General features: G+C 56.1%; 11 protein-coding genes, 1 tRNA gene and 3 rRNA genes. 11 read left to right on the plus strand and 4 right to left on the minus strand.

From position 1 onward, the window contains the following. The first annotated feature begins 2 nt into the window (after positions 1–2). From nfi to CE636_RS16325, 4 genes are all read left to right on the plus strand, one after another. Positions 3–674 (plus strand): deoxyribonuclease V, encoded by a 672-nt coding sequence (gene nfi, locus CE636_RS16310; RefSeq protein WP_004206743.1) that lies wholly within the window; start codon positions 3–5, stop codon positions 672–674. A gap of 42 nt (positions 675–716) precedes the next feature. Continuing rightward, positions 717–1307, plus strand: a complete 591-nt coding sequence (locus CE636_RS16315; RefSeq protein ID WP_004206742.1) for a YjaG family protein — start codon at positions 717–719, stop codon at positions 1305–1307. A 186-nt stretch (positions 1308–1493) separates the two neighbouring features. Beyond that, on the plus strand, positions 1494–1766 hold the full coding sequence (gene hupA, locus CE636_RS16320; protein WP_002884342.1) for a nucleoid-associated protein HU-alpha: 273 nt from the start codon (positions 1494–1496) through the stop codon (positions 1764–1766). A 12-nt stretch (positions 1767–1778) separates the two neighbouring features. Next, a complete protein-coding gene (locus tag CE636_RS16325; protein ID WP_017901119.1) occupies positions 1779–2474 on the plus strand; it encodes a DUF1481 domain-containing protein in 696 nt (231 codons plus the stop codon). 3 nt (positions 2475–2477) lie between these two features. On the opposite strand, the gene zraP is transcribed toward CE636_RS16325, so the two are convergent. Beyond that, positions 2478–2915, minus strand: coding sequence for a zinc resistance sensor/chaperone ZraP (zraP, locus tag CE636_RS16330; RefSeq protein ID WP_017901120.1), 438 nt, complete (start codon positions 2913–2915; stop codon positions 2478–2480). Positions 2916–3174: 259 nt separating this feature from the next. Here zraP and zraS point away from each other — a divergent pair, with 259 nt between their 5' ends. Together zraS and zraR are read left to right on the plus strand one after the other, a co-directional pair. Beyond that, the gene (gene zraS, locus CE636_RS16335) at positions 3175–4569 is read left to right on the plus strand and encodes a two-component system sensor histidine kinase ZraS (RefSeq protein WP_017901121.1); all 1395 of its coding nucleotides are present in this window, start codon (positions 3175–3177) and stop codon (positions 4567–4569) included. Next, entirely contained in the window at positions 4556–5887 is a 1332-nt protein-coding gene (zraR, locus tag CE636_RS16340) for a sigma-54-dependent response regulator transcription factor ZraR (protein ID WP_017901122.1), read from the plus strand. The genes zraS and zraR overlap by 14 nt, the downstream gene beginning before the upstream one ends. On the opposite strand, the gene purD is transcribed toward zraR, so the two are convergent. Together purD and purH are read right to left on the minus strand one after the other, a co-directional pair. Then, positions 5877–7172 carry a phosphoribosylamine--glycine ligase gene (gene purD, locus CE636_RS16345; RefSeq protein ID WP_017901123.1) on the minus strand — a complete coding sequence of 432 codons (1296 nt, stop codon included), beginning with the start codon at positions 7170–7172 and terminating at the stop codon, positions 5877–5879. The two genes, zraR and purD, sit on opposite strands and share 11 nt — an antisense overlap. Positions 7173–7187: 15 nt before the next feature. Next, the gene (purH, locus tag CE636_RS16350) at positions 7188–8777 is read right to left on the minus strand and encodes a bifunctional phosphoribosylaminoimidazolecarboxamide formyltransferase/IMP cyclohydrolase (RefSeq protein WP_004206735.1); all 1590 of its coding nucleotides are present in this window, start codon (positions 8775–8777) and stop codon (positions 7188–7190) included. Between the two features lie 627 nt (positions 8778–9404). On the opposite strand from purH, the gene CE636_RS16360 reads away from it, so the two are divergent. The 4 genes from CE636_RS16360 to rrf all read left to right on the plus strand — a co-directional run bounded on the left by CE636_RS16360 (position 9405) and on the right by rrf (position 14499). Further along, positions 9405–10944: ribosomal RNA gene (locus tag CE636_RS16360) — 16S ribosomal RNA — on the plus strand. Between the two features lie 85 nt (positions 10945–11029). Further along, positions 11030–11105: transfer RNA gene (locus tag CE636_RS16365), tRNA-Glu, on the plus strand. Positions 11106–11287: 182 nt separating this feature from the next. After that, a 23S ribosomal RNA gene (locus tag CE636_RS16370) occupies positions 11288–14189 on the plus strand. 194 nt (positions 14190–14383) lie between these two features. Next, positions 14384–14499: ribosomal RNA gene (gene rrf, locus CE636_RS16375) — 5S ribosomal RNA — on the plus strand. Together the 16S, 23S and 5S rRNA genes with 1 tRNA gene alongside form the textbook arrangement of a ribosomal RNA operon. 190 nt (positions 14500–14689) lie before the next feature. Here the strand turns inward: rrf and CE636_RS16380 are convergent. Next, positions 14690–15145, minus strand: coding sequence for an acetyltransferase (locus tag CE636_RS16380; RefSeq protein WP_017900136.1), 456 nt, complete (start codon positions 15143–15145; stop codon positions 14690–14692). Positions 15146–15301: 156 nt separating this feature from the next. Here CE636_RS16380 and metA point away from each other — a divergent pair, with 156 nt between their 5' ends. Further along, positions 15302–16231 (plus strand): homoserine O-acetyltransferase MetA, encoded by a 930-nt coding sequence (gene metA, locus CE636_RS16385; protein ID WP_004206830.1) that lies wholly within the window; start codon positions 15302–15304, stop codon positions 16229–16231. The last annotated feature ends 40 nt before the right edge of the window (positions 16232–16271 follow it).

The following is a 16271-nucleotide window of genomic DNA, read 5'->3' on the forward strand; positions in this document are numbered from 1 at the left end:
ATATGGATTTAGCCGCACTCCGTATCCAGCAGCAACAGTTAGCCGCGTCGGTAGAGCGCGCGGATCGACTGGATCGTGACCCACCGACGTTGATCGGCGGCGCGGATGTCGGGTTTGAGCAGGAAGGGGAGATCACCCGGGCTGCGATGGTGCTGCTGACCTGGCCTGAACTGGAGCTGGTGGAGTATCAGGTGGCGCGCGTCGCCACTTCCATGCCCTATATTCCCGGCTTTCTCTCGTTTCGCGAAACCCCTGCGCTGCTGGCGGCGTGGGAGCAGCTTTCGCAAAAACCGGACCTGTTGTTTGTTGACGGCCACGGCATTTCTCATCCCCGGAGATTGGGCGTCGCCAGCCATTTTGGCCTGATGATCGACGTGCCGACCATCGGGGTGGCGAAAAAACGGCTGTGCGGCAAAATCGGCGACCTGGGTGATGAGCCCGGTGCGCTGGCCCCGCTGATGGATAAAAATGAGCAACTGGCCTGGGTCTGGCGCAGCAAAGTGCGCTGCAACCCGCTGTTTATTAGCACCGGCCACCGGGTAGGCATGGACAGCGCTTTAATGTGGGTCGAACGCTGCATGCGAGGCTATCGTCTGCCCGAACCGACGCGCTGGGCCGATGCGGTGGCTTCCCGCCGTCCGTCGTTTGTGCGTTGGCAAGCAAATCACAGCTGATTCAGGTACACTGCGCCTAATTTCTGACTTCGAGAATTCATCATGTTACAAAACCCGATTCACCTGCGCCTGGAGAAGCTGGAAAGCTGGCAGCATGTCACTTTTATGGCCTGCCTGTGCGAGCGTATGTACCCCAACTACGCGATGTTCTGCAAGCAAACCGAGTTTGGCGACGGCCAGCTGTACCGTCGTATCCTGGATCTGATCTGGGAAACGCTGACGGTCAAAGATGCGAAGGTGAATTTCGATAGTCAGCTGGAGAAACTGGAAGAGGCGATCCCGGCGGCAGATGATTTCGACCTGTACGGTGTTTATCCGGCCATAGACGCCTGCGTGGCGTTGAGCGAACTGATCCATTCACGTCTGAGCGGCGAAACGCTCGAGCACGCGATCGAGGTGAGCAAAACCTCTATCACCACCGTGGCGATGCTGGAAATGACCCAGGAAGGTCGCGAAATGACCGACGAAGAGCTGAAAGCGAACCCGGCGGTAGAGCAGGAATGGGACATTCAGTGGGAAATTTTCCGCCTGCTGGCCGACTGCGAAGAGCGTGACCTTGAGCTGATAAAAGGCCTGCGCGCGGACCTGCGTGAGGCCGGCGAGAGCAATATTGGTATAAATTTTCAGCAGTGAGACCAGAAAACGTGATTTACCGCCTGAATTGTAGCGTCTGAAGGCTTCCATTCCGCCCCCCGTCTGGTCTACATTTGGAGGGCGAAAAAAAGTGGCTATCGGTGCGTGTATGCAGGAGGGTGCTTTTTTGGCATTTCCGTCGCACTCGATGCTTAGCAAGCGATAAACACATTGTAAGGATAACTTATGAACAAGACTCAACTGATTGATGTAATTGCGGACAAAGCTGACCTGTCCAAAGCACAGGCTAAAGCTGCCCTGGAATCTACCCTGGCTGCAATTACTGAGTCTCTGAAAGAAGGTGATGCTGTTCAACTGGTTGGTTTCGGTACCTTCAAAGTGAACCACCGCGCTGAGCGTACTGGCCGCAACCCGCAGACCGGTAAAGAGATCAAAATCGCTGCAGCTAACGTGCCGGCATTTGTTTCTGGCAAAGCACTGAAAGACGCAGTTAAGTAAGACCGCGTGGCAGTGAACAGTTTTATCGAAGGGGCTATTAAGCCCCTTTTGTCTGTCTGGCGCCGGCCTCTGGCGCTGGCGGGCATCCTGTTGCTGACTGCCTGTAGCCATAACGCGTCGCTACCACCATTTACCGCCAGCGGTTATGCGGACAACCAGGGGGCGATGCGTATCTGGCGTAAAGATTCTGGCGATGAAGTCCATCTTCTCGCCGCCTTCAGCCCGTGGCGTCACGGGGACACCTCGACCAGCGAATATCGCTGGCAGGGCGATCAGCTGACGCTGATTGAACTCAATGTCTACGGCAAGCCGCCGGAACATATTCGCGCCCGCTTCGACGCGCAGGGCGATCTTAGCTTTATGCAGCGGGAAGTTGACGGGCAGAAGCAGCAACTCTCCAGCGACCAGGTCGCGCTGTACCGTTATCGCGCCGAGCAGATCCGCCAGACCAGCGACGCCCTCCGCCAGGGACGGGTCGTCCTGCGTCAGGGACGCTGGAACGCCGCTGCGCATAGCGTGCTGACCTGTGAAGGGCAGACGGTCACGCCCGACCTCGATAGTCGGGCTCTGGCGCACATTGAACGTCGGCAGAGCCACGCTTCCGCCGCGGTGAGCATTGCCTGGCTGGAGGCGCCGGAAGGCTCTCAACTGCTGCTGGTGGCCAATGAAAACTTCTGCACCTGGCAGCCGACGGAAAAAAGCTTCTAACCTTTACCAGTGATTCATGCCCATATGACCGCCGCCGCTACCGCGACAGCCGCCATATCCCATTCCTGCGCCGCGGGGAACGCCAGCCTCAGCCAGGGCGAGATCTAATTTCACCCGCTGCTGATCCAGCTTCTGGCGTAAGCCTTCCATCTCCTGAGCGACGGCTTCAATCTTGCCGCTGTCCGGCTTTTGCGCCGTGAGCAACGCATTGTACTCATAGCGTTTGGACTGCAACTGCTGGCGCAGGGCGCTGGTTTGCTCATAGTAATCGTTATGCAGCTTTTGCGCGGTAGCCTGCTGCTCCTGGGTCAGCTGACTGTAGCCCTGGTTGCCGATCCCGTTATTGTTGCCCCAGTGGTGGTTGGCCCAGGCCGTGTTGCTGCCGAAGGTCAGCGCGGCTAAGGTAACGAGGGCGAGAGGTAAGGTACGGTTCCGTTTCATGGCATTTTCTCCTGTGTGGTTTCTCTCGGTATTGCATCTTTCATGCCAGCCTGAAAAAGCCCGTCCGTGCAGGCCTGCCGAGGCCGTTAAAGAGAAGAGCGAGTAAAAATGACCCGTTCCGCCCGGGACCGGCGAGTCATTTTTACTCGCTAAAGCGCAGGCGATATATTTGAGAGCAGGTTTGGCCGCGCGGAAACATGGCATGATTTCTGCTGAAAGATCCTGCTGATAGCGAAAAGGAGATGACAAGGACTCGCCGATGAAGATCAAACCTTTTTCCCGGGACGCTGCCGCTGGCGCGCTGAGCTGGCTGCTGACCGGTACGGTAGTGCTGCTGGTGGTGCTGTTCTCCGCGATGATCGTCCGCGACTACGGTCGTGAGACGACCGCCGCCCGACAAACTATCGAGGAGAAGGGGAGCGTACTGATCCGCGCGCTGGAGTCCGGCACGCGCGTTGGCATGGGAATGCGGATGCACCACGCGCAGCTGCAGGCCCTGCTGGAAGAGATGGCCTGGCAGCCGGGCGTCCTGTGGTTCGCGGTGACTGATGACAATGGCGCCATCATCGCCCACAGCGATCCGCAGCAGGTGGGTCAAACGCTCTACAGCCCCGCGCAGATGCGTGCGCTGGCGGTTGGCGAACAGGCTCGCTGGCGGCGGCTTAGCGAGCCGCAGCCGGCCATGGAGATCTATCGCCAGTTTCGCCCGCTCAATCCGGCCCGCGGCCACCATATGGGCATGATGAATCGCGGCAACAGCGCCCTGGCTCAAGCCAGTATCCCGCAGGTGATTTTTATCGCCTTTGATAGCCGCGAGCTGGATGCCGCGCAGGCCAGGGGGCAGCGGAATATGGCCATCATGCTGGGCGCCGCCGCGTTGGTGACAGCGGCAACGATCCTTGCCCAGTTCTGGTTCCGCCGCTATCGCCGCTCACGGAAACAACTGCTGGAGGCGATGGCCCGCAAAGAGAAACTGCTGGCACTTGGCCATCTGGCGGCAGGCGTGGCGCACGAGATCCGCAATCCGCTCTCGTCGATTAAAGGGCTGGCAAAATATTTTGCCGAGCGCACGCCGCCGGGCGGTGAGTCGCATCAGTTAGCGCAGGTGATGGCCAAAGAGGCCGACCGCCTCAATCGGGTGGTCAGTGAGCTGCTGGAGCTGGTCCGGCCCGCGCATTTAAATTACCAGCCGGTGGATATTAACGCGCTTATCCACCACTCATTGCAGTTGGTTAGCCAGGATGCGCAGAGTCGCGGGATCGCGCTGCAATTTACTCCGCGCCCGGAGCTCTCCACGATCAACGCCGATGCCGACCGCCTGAACCAGGTGCTGTTGAACCTGTACCTGAACGCGATGCAGGCGATTGGCCGCGACGGCGTCATTCACGTATCGGCAAGTGAAGCCGATCGGCGACGTATGAAAATAGTCGTTAAGGATAGCGGTAAGGGGATGAGCGATGAAGAGCTACAGGCCATCTTCACTCCTTATTTCACTACCAAGGCGGACGGCACCGGGCTGGGGCTGGCGGTGGTGCAGAATATTATCGAACAACATGGCGGGACGATCCGCGCCGAAAGTCAGCCGGGGGCTGGAGCGATATTTACGCTTTGGCTACCGCTGGATGCTCAACGGAGGGAAGATGAGCAGCGATAAGGTACAGATTCTGGTTGTCGATGATGACATCAGCCACTGCACGATCTTGCAGGCGCTGCTGCGCGGCTGGGGCTATCAGGTGGCATTAGCCCACAACGGCCGGCAGGCGCTGGAGCAGATCCATCATCAGGTTTTCGACCTGGTACTGTGCGATATTCGCATGGCGGAGCTGGACGGTATCGCAACGTTAAAAGAGATAAAAGCCTATAACCCGGCGATCCCGGTGCTGATCATGACGGCGTTCTCCAGCGTCGATACGGCGGTGGAGGCCATTAAGTCCGGGGCGCTGGATTATCTGATTAAACCGCTGGATTTTGACACGTTACAGCAGACGTTAGTCCAGGCACTGGCACACACCCGTCATAGCGAGGGCGACCCCAGCGTTGCGACGGATCTACGGTGGGGCATGATTGGCGACAGCCCGGCGATGCAGGCGCTTCTTAACGAAATTACGCTGGTAGCCCCTTCGGACGCGACGGTGCTGATCCATGGGGAGTCGGGAACCGGTAAGGAACTGGTGGCGCGCGCCATCCACGCCTGCAGCGGGCGCGGTGATAAGCCGCTGGTGACGCTCAACTGTGCGGCGCTGAATGAGTCGCTGCTGGAGTCGGAACTCTTCGGCCATGAAAAAGGGGCGTTTACCGGCGCGGAGCGGCGACGTGAGGGGCGCTTTGTCGAAGCGGATGGCGGCACGCTGTTCCTCGATGAAATTGGCGATATCTCGCCATTGATGCAGGTCCGGCTACTGCGGGCGATTCAGGAGCGGGAGGTGCAGCGTGTCGGCAGCAACCAGACGCTTGCCGTTGATGTGCGGCTGATCGCCGCCACCCACCGCAACCTCGCCGAAGAGGTCAGCGCCGGGCGTTTTCGCCAAGATCTCTATTACCGCCTGAACGTCGTGACTATTGAGATGCCGCCGCTGCGCCGGCGCCGGGAAGATATTCCGCAGCTGGCGCAGCACTTTCTCAAACGCTATGCCGAACGCAATCGTAAGGCGGTAAAGGGGTTCACGCCACAGGCGATGGACCTGCTGATCCACTACTCCTGGCCGGGCAATATTCGCGAGCTGGAAAACGCGGTGGAGCGGGCGGTGGTGCTGCTGACCGGGGACTATATCTCCGGGCGGGAACTGCCGCTGGCGATCGCCGGTACGCCGCTGCCGTCAGGCGGGAGCGAGGAGGGGCTGATTCAGCCGCTAGTGGAAGTCGAAAAAGAGGTGATTCTGGCGGCGCTGGAAAAAACGGGCGGCAACAAAACCGAAGCCGCCCGTCAGTTAGGCATTACGCGGAAAACGCTGCTGGCGAAACTTAGCCGTTAGCCTTTTCACGCTCAATGGCACGCCAGCCGATATCGTTTCGGCTAAAGCTGCCATCCCAGCGAATATCGGTCAGCAGCTGATAGGCGCGCTGCTGCGCCTGCGCTACGGTATCGCCCAGGGCGGTGACGCACAGCACGCGCCCGCCGTTGGTGACCACGCGCTGGTCGTCAGACAGTTTGGTGCCGGCGTGGAAGACCTTACCGTCTGCGACTTCCTGCTGCGGCAGGCCGTAGATCTCATCACCCGTGTTGTAGCTGCCCGGATAGCCGCCGGCGGCAACCACCACGCCCAGCGACGCGCGGTCATCCCACTCGGAGGTTTTCTCGTCCAGCTTGCCCGCGCAGGCGGCGAGGCACAGCTCGACCAGGTCGGACTTCATGCGCAGCATGATCGGTTGGGTTTCCGGGTCGCCAAAGCGGCAGTTGAACTCAATCACCTTCGGGTTGCCCTGCTTGTCGATCATCAGACCGGCGTAGAGGAAACCGGTATAGGTGTTGCCTTCCGCGGCCATGCCCTTCACGGTTGGCCAGATAATCCGCTCCATGGTGCGCTGATGGACTTCATCAGTCACGACCGGCGCCGGAGAATAAGCGCCCATCCCACCGGTATTTGGGCCGGTATCGCCGTTGCCGACGCGCTTGTGATCCTGGCTGGTGGCCATCGGCAGGACGTGCTCGCCGTCGACCATCACAATAAAGCTGGCCTCTTCGCCATCGAGGAACTCTTCAATGACGATGCGGTGTCCGGCGTCGCCGAAAGCGTTACCGGCCAGCATGTCTTTGACCGCCGCTTCGGCTTCCTCGAGGGTCATCGCCACGATAACGCCTTTACCCGCCGCCAGACCGTCGGCTTTGATGACGATCGGCGCGCCTTTCTCGCGCAGATAAGCCAGCGCTGGCTCAACGTCGGTGAAGTTCTGATATTCCGCCGTCGGGATATGATGACGAGCAAGGAAATCTTTGGTGAAGGCCTTCGAACCTTCCAGCTGCGCAGCGCCTTCGGTTGGCCCGAAGATGGCCAGCCCGGCGGCACGAAACGCGTCAACCACGCCAATGACCAACGGCGCTTCCGGGCCAACGATGGTCAGGTCGATATTTTCATCCTGGGCGAAGCGAAGCAGCGCCGGAATATCGGTAACGCCGATGGCGACGTTTTGCAGCGACGGCTCCAGCGCGGTACCGGCGTTGCCCGGCGCGACGTAGACGGTATCAACCAGCGGCGATTGGGCCGCTTTCCAGGCCAGGGCGTGTTCGCGCCCGCCGTTGCCGATTACTAATACTTTCATCTGCTGCTCCATGAATTAATGGCGGAAGTGGCGCATGTCGGTGAAAATCATGGCGATGCCGTGTTCGTCAGCGGCGGCAATCACTTCGTCGTCGCGGATAGAGCCGCCCGGCTGAATAACGCAGGTGATGCCGACCGCTGCCGCGGCGTCAATCCCGTCGCGGAATGGGAAGAAGGCGTCAGAGGCCATGGCGGAGCCTTTCACTTCCAGACCTTCGTCACCGGCTTTAATCCCGGCGATTTTCGCCGAGTAGACGCGGCTCATCTGGCCGGCACCTATGCCGATGGTCATATTGTCTTTGGCATACACGATGGCGTTGGATTTGACGAATTTCGCCACTTTCCAGCAGAACAGCGCATCGCGCAGCTCTTGCTCGCTCGGCTGACGTTTGCTGACCACGCGCAGTTCACCCGCGGTGACCATACCGAGATCGCGGTCCTGAACCAGCAGACCACCGTTAACGCGTTTGAAATCGAGACCGGCAACGCGCGCATCCCACTGACCGCAGGTCAGTACGCGGACGTTCTGCTTCGCGGCAGTGATTTTCAGCGCTTCTTCGCTGGCGGACGGGGCGATGATCACCTCGACAAACTGGCGAGAGATGATCGCCTGCGCGGTGTCGGCATCCAGTTCGCGGTTGAAGGCGATGATGCCGCCGAACGCGGAGGTCGGGTCGGTTTTGTATGCGCGATCGTAGGCGTCGAGGATCGAGTCGCTAACGGCAACGCCGCATGGGTTAGCGTGCTTAACGATCACGCAGGCCGGTTCGTTGAACTCTTTCACGCACTCCAGCGCCGCATCGGTATCGGCAATGTTGTTATAGGAGAGCGCTTTGCCCTGCAGCTGGGTAGCGGTTGCCACGGAAGCTTCTTTGACATTCTCTTCTATATAGAAGGCAGCCTGCTGGTGGCTGTTTTCGCCGTAGCGCATATCCTGCTTCTTAATGAAGTTCAGATTCAAGGTGCGTGGGAAGCGGCCAGCGGCTTCTTTGCTTTCGCCGTGATAGGCCGGAACCATGCTGCCGAAGTAGTTGGCAATCATGCTGTCGTACGCGGCGGTGTGTTCGAAGGCTTTAATGGCGAGGTCGAAGCGGGTGTCCAGCGTCAGGGAGCCTTCGTTGGCATCCATCTCATTAATGATGGCGGTGTAGTCGCTGCTCTTCACCACGATGGCGACGTCTTTGTGGTTCTTCGCCGCGGAGCGGACCATGGTCGGGCCGCCGATATCGATGTTTTCCACCGCGTCTTCCAGCGAGCATCCTTCGCGAGCGACGGTCTGGGCAAACGGATAGAGGTTAACGACCACCATATCGATAGGCGCGATCCCGTGCTGCTGCATGATGCCGTCATCCTGACCGCGACGGCCGAGGATGCCGCCGTGTACTTTCGGATGCAGGGTTTTCACGCGTCCATCCATCATTTCCGGGAAACCGGTGTAGTCAGAGACTTCGGTTACCGGCAGGCCTTTATCTGCCAGCAGGCGAGCAGTGCCGCCAGTGGACAGCAGCTCGACACCACGAGCGGAAAGCGCCTGCGCGAATTCGACGATACCGGCCTTGTCAGAAACACTGAGCAGAGCGCGGCGGACTGGACGACGTTGTTGCATGGTATTAAATCCCCAGGATTTGAACATTACAGAGAGCGTTAGGTGAGTTTTTGCCTAAAAACTCACCTAACGCACCCAACCGGGCATCCGTGTCATAGCGCGGCATTGTAACGAAAACGTTTGCGCAACGCTCGCGAATTTTTATCTTTCTCTTTAGGCCGATGGTTCTTCTTCTATATAGCTGCCGATCCGCGGCGCTTTCGGTCCTGGTTTGACGCTCTCCTGTGGATAATTCTGTGTGTAAATGGGTATAAAGCGGGGTTTTGCTGGGGAATGCAGCAGTCAGTCATTTTTCTGCCATTTTTCTATTGCGGGCGCTCGAGAACTCCCTATAATGCGCCTCCATCGACACGGCGGATGTGAATCACTTCACACAAACAGCCGGTTCGGTTGAAGAGAAAAATCCTGAAAAACGGGTTGACTCTGAAAGAGGAAAGCGTAATATACGCCACCTCGCGACAGAGCGCTAAAGCGCGTCGCAACTGCTCTTTAACAATTTATCAGACAATCTGTGTGGGCACTCAAAGTGACATGGATTCTTAATGTCTTCGGACAATAAATGAATACCAAGTCTCAAGAGTGAACACGTAATTCATTACGAAGTTTAATTCTTTGAGCATCAAACTTAAATTGAAGAGTTTGATCATGGCTCAGATTGAACGCTGGCGGCAGGCCTAACACATGCAAGTCGAGCGGTAGCACAGAGAGCTTGCTCTCGGGTGACGAGCGGCGGACGGGTGAGTAATGTCTGGGAAACTGCCTGATGGAGGGGGATAACTACTGGAAACGGTAGCTAATACCGCATAATGTCGCAAGACCAAAGTGGGGGACCTTCGGGCCTCATGCCATCAGATGTGCCCAGATGGGATTAGCTAGTAGGTGGGGTAACGGCTCACCTAGGCGACGATCCCTAGCTGGTCTGAGAGGATGACCAGCCACACTGGAACTGAGACACGGTCCAGACTCCTACGGGAGGCAGCAGTGGGGAATATTGCACAATGGGCGCAAGCCTGATGCAGCCATGCCGCGTGTATGAAGAAGGCCTTCGGGTTGTAAAGTACTTTCAGCGGGGAGGAAGGCGATAAGGTTAATAACCTTGTCGATTGACGTTACCCGCAGAAGAAGCACCGGCTAACTCCGTGCCAGCAGCCGCGGTAATACGGAGGGTGCAAGCGTTAATCGGAATTACTGGGCGTAAAGCGCACGCAGGCGGTCTGTCAAGTCGGATGTGAAATCCCCGGGCTCAACCTGGGAACTGCATTCGAAACTGGCAGGCTAGAGTCTTGTAGAGGGGGGTAGAATTCCAGGTGTAGCGGTGAAATGCGTAGAGATCTGGAGGAATACCGGTGGCGAAGGCGGCCCCCTGGACAAAGACTGACGCTCAGGTGCGAAAGCGTGGGGAGCAAACAGGATTAGATACCCTGGTAGTCCACGCCGTAAACGATGTCGATTTGGAGGTTGTGCCCTTGAGGCGTGGCTTCCGGAGCTAACGCGTTAAATCGACCGCCTGGGGAGTACGGCCGCAAGGTTAAAACTCAAATGAATTGACGGGGGCCCGCACAAGCGGTGGAGCATGTGGTTTAATTCGATGCAACGCGAAGAACCTTACCTGGTCTTGACATCCACAGAACTTAGCAGAGATGCTTTGGTGCCTTCGGGAACTGTGAGACAGGTGCTGCATGGCTGTCGTCAGCTCGTGTTGTGAAATGTTGGGTTAAGTCCCGCAACGAGCGCAACCCTTATCCTTTGTTGCCAGCGGTTCGGCCGGGAACTCAAAGGAGACTGCCAGTGATAAACTGGAGGAAGGTGGGGATGACGTCAAGTCATCATGGCCCTTACGACCAGGGCTACACACGTGCTACAATGGCATATACAAAGAGAAGCGACCTCGCGAGAGCAAGCGGACCTCATAAAGTATGTCGTAGTCCGGATTGGAGTCTGCAACTCGACTCCATGAAGTCGGAATCGCTAGTAATCGTAGATCAGAATGCTACGGTGAATACGTTCCCGGGCCTTGTACACACCGCCCGTCACACCATGGGAGTGGGTTGCAAAAGAAGTAGGTAGCTTAACCTTCGGGAGGGCGCTTACCACTTTGTGATTCATGACTGGGGTGAAGTCGTAACAAGGTAACCGTAGGGGAACCTGCGGTTGGATCACCTCCTTACCTTAAAGAACCTGCCTTTGTAGTGCTCACACAGATTGTCTGATGAAAGTAAAGAAGCAAGGCGTCTTGCGATTGAGACTTCAGTGTCCCCTTCGTCTAGAGGCCCAGGACACCGCCCTTTCACGGCGGTAACAGGGGTTCGAATCCCCTAGGGGACGCCACTTGCTGGTTCGTGAGTGAAAGACGCGTGCCGAACTATCTCAAAACTCATCTTCGGGTGACGTTTGAGATATTTGCTCTTTAAAAATCTGGATCAAGCTGAAAATTGAAACGACACACAGTTAATGTGTGTTCGAGTCTCTCAAATTTTCGCGACACGAAGTGAAACATCTTCGGGTTGTGAGGTTAAGCGACTAAGCGTACACGGTGGATGCCCTGGCAGTCAGAGGCGATGAAGGACGTGCTAATCTGCGAAAAGCGTCGGTAAGGTGATATGAACCGTTATAACCGGCGATGTCCGAATGGGGAAACCCAGTGCAATTCGTTGCACTATCGTTAACTGAATACATAGGTTAACGAGGCGAACCGGGGGAACTGAAACATCTAAGTACCCCGAGGAAAAGAAATCAACCGAGATTCCCCCAGTAGCGGCGAGCGAACGGGGAGCAGCCCAGAGTCTGAATCAGCTTGTGTGTTAGTGGAACGGTCTGGAAAGTCCGACGGTACAGGGTGATAGTCCCGTACACCAAAATGCACAGGCTGTGAACTCGAAGAGTAGGGCGGGACACGTGGTATCCTGTCTGAATATGGGGGGACCATCCTCCAAGGCTAAATACTCCTGACTGACCGATAGTGAACCAGTACCGTGAGGGAAAGGCGAAAAGAACCCCGGCGAGGGGAGTGAAAAAGAACCTGAAACCGTGTACGTACAAGCAGTGGGAGCACCTTCGGGTGTGACTGCGTACCTTTTGTATAATGGGTCAGCGACTTATATTCTGTAGCAAGGTTAACCGTATAGGGGAGCCGCAGGGAAACCGAGTCTTAACTGGGCGTTAAGTTGCAGGGTATAGACCCGAAACCCGGTGATCTAGCCATGGGCAGGTTGAAGGTTGGGTAACACTAACTGGAGGACCGAACCGACTAATGTTGAAAAATTAGCGGATGACTTGTGGCTGGGGGTGAAAGGCCAATCAAACCGGGAGATAGCTGGTTCTCCCCGAAAGCTATTTAGGTAGCGCCTCGTGAACTCATCTTCGGGGGTAGAGCACTGTTTCGGCTAGGGGGTCATCCCGACTTACCAACCCGATGCAAACTACGAATACCGAAGAATGTTATCACGGGAGACACACGGCGGGTGCTAACGTCCGTCGTGAAGAGGGAAACAACCCAGACCGCCAGCTAAGGTCCCAAAGTCATGGTTAAGTGGGAAACGATGTGGGAAGGCACAGACAGCCAGGATGTTGGCTTAGAAGCAGCCATCATTTAAAGAAAGCGTAATAGCTCACTGGTCGAGTCGGCCTGCGCGGAAGATGTAACGGGGCTAAACCATGCACCGAAGCTGCGGCAGCGACACGATGTGTTGTTGGGTAGGGGAGCGTTCTGTAAGCCTGCGAAGGTGACCTGTGAGGGTTGCTGGAGGTATCAGAAGTGCGAATGCTGACATAAGTAACGATAAAGCGGGTGAAAAGCCCGCTCGCCGGAAGACCAAGGGTTCCTGTCCAACGTTAATCGGGGCAGGGTGAGTCGACCCCTAAGGCGAGGCCGAAAGGCGTAGTCGATGGGAAACAGGTTAATATTCCTGTACTTGGTGTTACTGCGAAGGGGGGACGGAGAAGGCTATGTTAGCCGGGCGACGGTTGTCCCGGTTTAAGCATGTAGGCTGATTATCCAGGCAAATCCGGATAATCAAGGCTGAGGTGTGATGACGAGGCACTACGGTGCTGAAGTAACAAATGCCCTGCTTCCAGGAAAAGCCTCTAAGCATCAGGTAACATCAAATCGTACCCCAAACCGACACAGGTGGTCAGGTAGAGAATACCAAGGCGCTTGAGAGAACTCGGGTGAAGGAACTAGGCAAAATGGTGCCGTAACTTCGGGAGAAGGCACGCTGGTGTGTAGGTGAAGTCCCTGCGGATGGAGCTGAGACCAGTCGAAGATACCAGCTGGCTGCAACTGTTTATTAAAAACACAGCACTGTGCAAACACGAAAGTGGACGTATACGGTGTGACGCCTGCCCGGTGCCGGAAGGTTAATTGATGGGGTTATCCGTAAGGAGAAGCTCTTGATCGAAGCCCCGGTAAACGGCGGCCGTAACTATAACGGTCCTAAGGTAGCGAAATTCCTTGTCGGGTAAGTTCCGACCTGCACGAATGGCGTAATGATGGCCAGGCTGTCTCCACCCGAGACTCAGTGAAATTGAACTCGCTGTGAAGATGCAGTGTACCCGCGGCAAGACGGAAAGACCCCGTGAACCTTTACTATAGCTTGACACTGAACATTGAGCCTTGATGTGTAGGATAGGTGGGAGGCTTTGAAGCGTGGACGCCAGTCTGCGTGGAGCCAACCTTGAAATACCACCCTTTAATGTTTGATGTTCTAACGTTGGCCCCTTATCGGGGTTGCGGACAGTGTCTGGTGGGTAGTTTGACTGGGGCGGTCTCCTCCCAAAGCGTAACGGAGGAGCACGAAGGTTAGCTAATCCTGGTCGGACATCAGGAGGTTAGTGCAATGGCATAAGCTAGCTTGACTGCGAGCGTGACGGCGCGAGCAGGTGCGAAAGCAGGTCATAGTGATCCGGTGGTTCTGAATGGAAGGGCCATCGCTCAACGGATAAAAGGTACTCCGGGGATAACAGGCTGATACCGCCCAAGAGTTCATATCGACGGCGGTGTTTGGCACCTCGATGTCGGCTCATCACATCCTGGGGCTGAAGTAGGTCCCAAGGGTATGGCTGTTCGCCATTTAAAGTGGTACGCGAGCTGGGTTTAGAACGTCGTGAGACAGTTCGGTCCCTATCTGCCGTGGGCGCTGGAGAATTGAGGGGGGCTGCTCCTAGTACGAGAGGACCGGAGTGGACGCATCACTGGTGTTCGGGTTGTCATGCCAATGGCACTGCCCGGTAGCTAAATGCGGAAGAGATAAGTGCTGAAAGCATCTAAGCACGAAACTTGCCCCGAGATGAGTTCTCCCTGAGACTTTAAGTCTCCTGAAGGAACGTTGAAGACGACGACGTTGATAGGCCGGGTGTGTAAGCGCAGCGATGCGTTGAGCTAACCGGTACTAATGAACCGTGAGGCTTAACCTTACAACGCCGAAGATGTTTTGGCGATTTGAGAAGATTTTCAGCATTGATTCAGAAGTACGAAATAGTTTGCGCAGCAGCAAGGCGGCAAATGATGCACGTCAGCAGGAGCATACATAAGTATGTGACTGCTGCGGGCGAATGCTGCCAACGCAGCTGATGCGATAAAATATTTCGTACTGAGCACAAAGAATTTGCCTGGCGGCACTAGCGCGGTGGTCCCACCTGACCCCATGCCGAACTCAGAAGTGAAACGCCGTAGCGCCGATGGTAGTGTGGGGTCTCCCCATGTGAGAGTAGGGAACTGCCAGGCATCAAATAAAGCAGAAAGCTCAGTCGGAAGGCTGAGCTTTTTTGCTTTTGTGTCATCCGGCGAGAATGCTGGTATGCCTCCCCGGTGGCGCTGCGCTTACCTGGGCTACACGATCCGTAGCCCGGACAAGGTGCGCAGCACCGCCTCCGGGGAGGCTCCTGTCTAAGGGTTAGCAGTTGCGACGTCAATCTTAGTCTGCTTCAGCCTGCTGCTCATGTATCAAATTCAATAACGGATACGGTTGCCCCAGATCGTCCGTTTCAGACCGCCCTGTCACCCTAAAATCCATTCTCTGATAAAACCCGACCGCTTGTTCATTCTGCTCATTTACGTTGGTCGTCAGCTTCGGCGTTAACGACAGCGCATGCTCAATCAGCAATCTCCCCACGCCGCAGCCGCGGACATCTGGATCGACGAACAGCGCATCCATATGATCTCCGGTCAGTAGCATAAAGGCGATCGGCTGGTCCTCCGTGTTAACCGCCACCCACAGCGGAGCCTCCGGTAAAAATGCGCGTACCATCTCCTCCAGCTCCTTTCGATACGCTTTTGACAGAAAGTCGTGGGTGGCGTCGACCGACCGACACCAGATCGCAATCAGTTTATCCCCTTCATCAGGCCGGGAACGGCGGATGCTAATAACCATATTTTCTCCTTTTCTTCATTCTTATATTCTAACTCAATGCGCGCCGTGAAATTTTCTCACCGTGAACATGCAGACTCGACATTCACCCGATTCCTAGTTATCTTCAGCTATCTGGATGTCTAAACGTTTATACGTATGCTATGAGGTAATAGAGTTATGCCAATTCGGGTGCAGGACGAGCTACCAGCCGTCAATTTCTTGCGCAATGAAAACGTCTTTGTAATGACGACAACGCGTGCAACAACTCAGGAAATCCGCCCCCTGAAGGTGTTAATCCTCAACCTGATGCCGAAGAAAATCGAGACGGAGAATCAGTTCCTGCGTCTGCTGTCGAACTCTCCGCTGCAGGTGGACATCCAGTTATTACGTATCGATGCGCGGGAGTCACGTAATACGCCGGCGGAGCATCTGAATAATTTTTACTGCAATTTCGATGAGATCTGCGATCAGAACTTTGACGGCCTGATCGTCACCGGCGCTCCTTTAGGCCTGGTTGAATTTAATGATGTCGCTTACTGGCCGCAGATCAAACAGGTGCTGGAGTGGGCCAAGGATCACGTCACTTCGACGCTGTTTGTCTGTTGGGCGGTGCAGGCCGCGCTGAATATTCTGTACGGCATTCCCAAGCAAACCCGCGCCGAAAAGATTTCTGGCGTCTATGAACACCATATTCTACACCCACACGCCTTACTGACCCGCGGTTTCGACGACTCTTTCCTCGCCCCACACTCACGCTATGCTGACTTTCCGGCAGGGCTTATCCGTGACTATACCGATCTCGAGATCCTCGCGGAGACAGAAGAGGGCGATGCGTATCTGTTCGCCAGTAAAGATAAGCGTATCGCCTTTGTCACCGGCCACCCCGAGTACGATGCCAATACCTTGGCAAGTGAATATTTCCGCGATGTGGAAGCCGGTTTGAACCCTGAGGTTCCCCACAACTATTTTCCGCAAAACGACCCGCAGAACAAACCGCGCGCTACCTGGCGCAGCCACGGTAATCTGCTGTTCGCTAACTGGCTGAACTATTACGTCTACCAAATTACACCATACGATCTGCGGCATATGAATCCAACGCTGGAGTAATACTCCGCACGAAACGATCCTAAAGCGTTTCAGCACTTTG

The sequence above is a fragment of the Klebsiella sp. LY genome (assembly GCF_004010915.1).
Classification (GTDB): Bacteria; Pseudomonadota; Gammaproteobacteria; order Enterobacterales; family Enterobacteriaceae; genus Klebsiella; species Klebsiella quasipneumoniae.